This window comes from Alkalinema pantanalense CENA528, assembly GCF_050753345.1.
In the GTDB taxonomy this organism is placed as follows: domain Bacteria; phylum Cyanobacteriota; class Cyanobacteriia; order Leptolyngbyales; family Leptolyngbyaceae; genus Alkalinema; species Alkalinema pantanalense.
The window spans coordinates 1-5660 of the sequence record NZ_JBLZFX010000171.1; the positions used below are offsets into that span (position 1 = coordinate 1).

Consider the following 5660-nt stretch of genomic DNA (forward strand, 5'->3'; position numbering starts at 1 on the left):
GCTCCAGACCCTGAACCCACTATGGCTTCATACCGTCAATCGGAACAATCCTTGCAGCGTGAATTCACTGTCCTCAAGCACATTCCGGCTTTCTAGTTTTGTCAGTCAAGCAGGATTACTGGCTTATCCACAGCAAGCAATACAGCAGTTTTATTCAACAACAGTGCTACCTACGCAGCCTTTAACCTCAATGCATTAACGAATGGGACCCAAGCAGAGTGGTTAGCCGCCATTAACAATGTTGCCAACTGGACTTTTGGCAGTTTAACCACACTTCCCACGGGGAGCATTTCCGTCAGTAACGGATCTACTCAACTCCTCCCCGACCTGACGATCGCGCAGTCCGACTCTCCCGACCCGATCGTCATTGGCAATCCGTTAACCTATACGCTCACGGTGAGTAACAGCGGTAATGCCAACGCTTCCGGCGTGGCCGTGCAATATACCCTACCCAGTGGTGTGACCTTTGTGAGTGCGTCGGCTCCTGGTTTTACCGTCGGTTCTCCCGTGGGAGGCGTCCTGACCTTTGCCGATGGCGTTGTGACTGCAGGCGGTAACGCTACAGTGACGATCGTGGTCACCCCCACGGGACTCGGTAGCCTCACGAGCGGCACCGCAATCGTTGATCCGAACAACACGATCGTAGAAGCCAACGAAACCAACAATACTGCTGCGGCCATTACCACGACGGTGATTTCTCCCACTTCGCTGGTCACGATCGCGGCCAGCGATGCCAACGCCGCAGAATCCGGGACGTCCATCAACTCCGGTACCTTCACCTTCAGCCGCACCGGAGATACCAGCGCAGCCTTAACCGTCACCTATACCGTTGGGGGCACCGCCAGCAACACCAACGATTACAACCGTCTATCCGGCTCTGTCGTGATTCCAGCGGGCCAAGCATCCGCGACCGTGGTGATTACGCCAGTTAACGATGCCACGATCGAAGGCAACGAAACTGTCACGCTCACCTTAGTTGACGGAGCCGCCTACGACCTAGGGACAAGTACGAATGCAACCGTGACCATTGCCGACAATACAGCGGGCAGTTTAAAGAAAGTCGGTGGGTTTACGAGCACCAATGGGGCAGAAATTCCGGCCTTTGACCCCGCTAGCGATCGTCTCTTTGTCGTCGCAGGGGAAACCGTTGAAATTTACAGCGTGGGGAACACTGGCGCGCTGACTGCGATCGGGAATTTAATTCCTGGGTTTACCGCTGCTGGCAGCAATATTATTCCCAATAGCGTTGCCGTGAAGAATGGCATTGTCGCGGTGGCCTATGCGGTTCAGAATACCAGTAGCAATGCTCAACAACTGGGACGAGTCAGCTTTTTCAACGCCGCTGACGGCAGCTTTTTGAATGCTGTGGAAGTGGGATATCTCCCGGATATGCTGGTTTTCACGCCCGACGGGAGCAAAGTCTTAACGGCCAATGAAGGAGAACCCAACAGTTACGGACAGGCCAACTCCTTTGATCCAGAAGGCTCCGTGAGCATTATCAACCTAGCCAATGGGGTTACCAATGCTACGGTACAAAGCGCTGGCTTTACCGCCTTCAACAGTCAAATCAATGCTTTAAAAGCCGCAGGGGTAAGAATTTTTGGGCCAGGAGCAACCGTCGCCCAGGATCTGGAACCGGAATACATTACGTTTTCCGGGGATGGCAGCAAAGCCTACGTAACCTTGCAGGAAAACAATGCCCTAGCGATCGTGGATATTGCGACGGCAACTGTGACGGAGATTAAACCTCTAGGCGTCAAGGATCACAACCTGGCAGGTAACGGCATTGACCCCAGCGATCAAGATGGTGGTATCAATATTAAAACTGTGCCTGTGGTTGGGCTCTACCAACCCGACGCGATCGCTAGCTACACCATCAACGGGCAAACCTACTATATCACCGCTAATGAAGGGGATTCCCGCAGCTACACCGGGTTTAACGAGGAAGTGCGCGTCGGTTCCAGCAGTTATGTCCTTGACTCCACGGTCTTTCCCAACGCTGCAACCTTGAAGCAAAATGCCAATTTAGGCCGCTTGCAGCTCACCAATGCCTCCGGGGATCTCGATGGGGATGGGGATTTCGATCGCATTGAAGCCTTCGGGGCCCGATCGTTCTCCATTTGGGACGCTACGGGACAGCAGGTGTTTGACAGTGGGGATCAGTTGGAGCAAATTACAGCCGCCCAAGTTCCCAGTGTGTTTAATTCCGATGGCAGCTTTAGTTCCCTTAACTTCGATACGCGCAGTGACAACAAAGGCCCGGAGCCTGAGGGGGTGGTCATTGGCGAAGTTAACAACCGTTTCTATGCCTTCATTGGCCTGGAACGGACGGGCGATGTGGTGGTCTACGACGTCACCAATCCCACCAAGCCGCAGTTGATTGAATACATCAATACCCCAGAAGACGTTGCCGTGGAAGGCTTAACCTTCATTGCTGCCACGGATAGCCCAACGGGGAAACCTTTGTTAGTGACTGCAAACGAAGTCAGTAAAACAGTGGCCGTCTTTGAATTTACGCCCCCGGTTCGTATCAGTGATATTCAGGGCACCCGGCATGTGTCGGCCTTTAACGGGCAAGCTGTGAGAAACGTCCAGGGCATTGTCACCGCGATCGCGGCCAACGGGTTCTACATCCAAGACCCCACCCCAGACAATAACGAAGCCACCTCCGAGGGAATTTTCATCTTTACGGGAAGTAACTCCGCTTTGCTGGCGGCGCGGACAGTGGGCGAGGCCGTTCTCGTCAGCGGTACCGTATCGGAATTCCGGCCTGGTGGTAATGCGAACAATCTGACGATTACGCAGATTGGCAATAACAACGCAGTGCAGTCGCTGAGCATTGCCGCTTGGACCAATCCCTCCACCACGACGATCGCCCCCACGGTGCTCGGCAATGGCGGACGGAGAATTCCCACCCAAATTATCAACAATGATGCCCTGAACGGCAACGTTGAAACAGCGGGAACAGTGTTCGATCCCCAACAGGACGGCATTGATTTCTACGAAAGCCTAGAGGGGATGCTGGTGCAGGTGAACACCCCGATCGCCACGTCGCCCACGGCCAATTTTGGCAGTTCTGAGGAGATTTGGGTGCTGGCCGATAATGGCGTCAATGCGACCAACCGCACCAGTCGAGGGGGGAGTTTAATCACCGCTACGGATTTCAATCCCGAGCGGATTCAGATTGATGACTTAATCAACGGAGCCATTACCCTCCCGTCAGTCAATGTGGGAACCCAACTCAGCACTCTCACGGGAGTCGTCAGCTATGACTTCAACAACTACGAAGTTTTAGTTTCCTCCACGCCGACGGTGGTGCAAGCGTCGCCGTTGCAAAAGGAAGTAACTAACCTGGTGGGCAGTAAAAATCAACTGACCTTTGCCACCTTTAATGTGGAAAACTTAGATCCCGGTGATGGTAATGCTAAGTTCAACGCCTTGGCCAACGCGATCGTTAACAACTTGCGCACCCCGGACATTATTAACCTCGAAGAAATTCAGGACAATAACGGGGCTACCAATGATTCGGTAGTCGATGCGAGTCAAACATTCCAGAAGTTAATTGACGCGATCGTGCAAGCGGGCGGCCCCACCTATGAATATCGCCAAATTAACCCGATCGATGACCAAGACGGGGGCGAACCCGGCGGGAATATCCGAGTGGGCTTTTTGTTTAATCCCAGCCGAGGTGTGGGGTTTGTGGAGGGTTCCCTGCAACGGTTGACGGATATGAACTTGGCGGATGGGGATGCCTTTGCCAATAGCCGGAAGCCACTGGTTGGAACGTTTACGTTTAACGGTGAGCAAATCACGGTCATCGGCAATCATTTCAATTCCAAAGGGGGAGATCAACCGTTATTTGGGCCGAATCAGCCGCCTACTTTGAGCAGCGAAGTACAGCGTAACCAGCAGGCTACGATCGTCCAGGATTACGTGCAAAGCTTGCTGAGCAACAATGGAAATGCCAATGTGATCGTGGCAGGGGATTTAAATGACTTTGAATGTTCCAATCCCCTTTCAATTTTGGAAGGTGCTGGTTTGACGACCCTGATCGAGACTTTGCCGGAGAATGAGCGGTATACCTACAATTTCCAAGGTAACGCGCAGACGCTGGATCATATCCTGGCCAGTCAGAATCTCGTTTCTCTCCTGGATGGCGTGGATGTTGTGCATATCAATTCCGAGTTTGCCGATCAGGTCAGCGATCACGATCCCATTCTTGCGGTCTTTAATATTGAGTCCCGTAAAATCTTATTGGGTGGGCTTGGAAAAGACAATCTCAAGGGTGGCAGTGGCAATGACTTTTTCTACGGCGGGAATGGGAGTGACAGCTTGTTTGGCAATCGCGGTAACGATTTTCTCCTCGGCGGGAATGGGAATGATACCCTGTGGGGTGGTAGCGGTAATGATTGCTTGAGTGGTGGCCTAGGGAATGACATCCTGAATGGGGGCGCTGGTCGAGATAGCTTTATTTTGACCCGGTATGGTAATGGCAGAGATACGATTCAGGACTTCACCCCTGGGGATGACTTGATCGGATTGTCCGGTGGTTTAGCCTTTAACCAACTGCGGTTTACCGACATCAATGGCAGCGCTGCGATCCGGTTGGGAACCTCAACGTTAGCGGTGCTACCAGGGGTAACGGCTAATCAATTGGGTGCATCTAATTTCTTTACTGTGTAATGCTCACGGTGTCATCACTACTGTGTCATCACTACTGTGTCATCACTACTGTGTCATCACTACTGTGTCATCACTACTGTGTTGCTCGATAATCCCAGGGCATCACAGTAACGCTTTTACGCTCAATTTGGTTCCCAAAATGCTCTAGCTTTTGTACCCGATCGCGGGGTAGACAAAGGCTAGAGTTTTTTTAGGAACTTCCTTGAATGTAATGGGTCGTGTTAACCCGTTTAAATCTCAGAAAAATCAGCGTAGACAAAAATTGGAACTCGCTTGAAGGCAGGAGTCCCAGCCCGTTCATCCACGGGAGCGCTAAAAATTGCATTCGCTTCTGGATAAAACATCAACGCTGCACCGGGACGCACTGCGCCGTAAATGACCTCAACATTCGTCATTTTTCCGGCATTGCCTTGGACGGTAACCCGTTGGTGTTGCTGAAGATTGATCCGCTCTGCATCCGATCGATGCATCAAAATACAATTACGATGGGGAATACCCCGATATTTATCGCCAATTTGATAGACAACCGTATTGTGCTGGGAATAGCTGCGAACCGTCATAAGCGTTAGTAGCAAACCCTTGGCAGATTCCGGCACCCCCAATTCCTGCGCTGTTGGCAAAGTCAGATCGGGTAGAGGTGTGGTGGCCATCATCGCTTTACCCGAGGGCGTGGAAAACTTCGGTTCCGTTAAAATTCGACCCCCGATCGTAAATTCTTCGTTCGTCTCATCGATCGTGGCAATCTTTTCATAGCCGGAAACCGTTTGGCCAATTAACTGACGAATGTAACGGGTGTCCTGTAACCGTCGCCAATTCACAGGATATTCCCCATGGATGCGAGCCGCTAACTCCGTTAGAAATTGAATTTCAGGAATCACGTCTACATCCTTGAGATGGGTTTCTCCCACATCATTAGACGTGTTGGGAAATAATGGATAATGTGAAGCAGTAGCCCAGAGCCTTCTCATGCTGAATCT

Annotated in this window: 2 protein-coding genes; one reads left to right on the forward strand and one right to left on the reverse strand. The window is 51.8% G+C overall.

The annotated features are described in order from the left end of the window. Positions 1–333 precede the first annotated feature (333 nt). Complete coding sequence (locus tag ACN4EG_RS26925; protein WP_431633369.1) at positions 334–4683, forward strand: choice-of-anchor I family protein; 4350 nt, start codon at positions 334–336, stop codon at positions 4681–4683. 230 nt (positions 4684–4913) lie between these two features. Here the strand turns inward: ACN4EG_RS26925 and ACN4EG_RS26930 are convergent. Then, the coding region (locus ACN4EG_RS26930) for a molybdopterin dinucleotide binding domain-containing protein (protein ID WP_431633368.1) at positions 4914–5660 on the reverse strand (747 nt) is incomplete at its 5' end.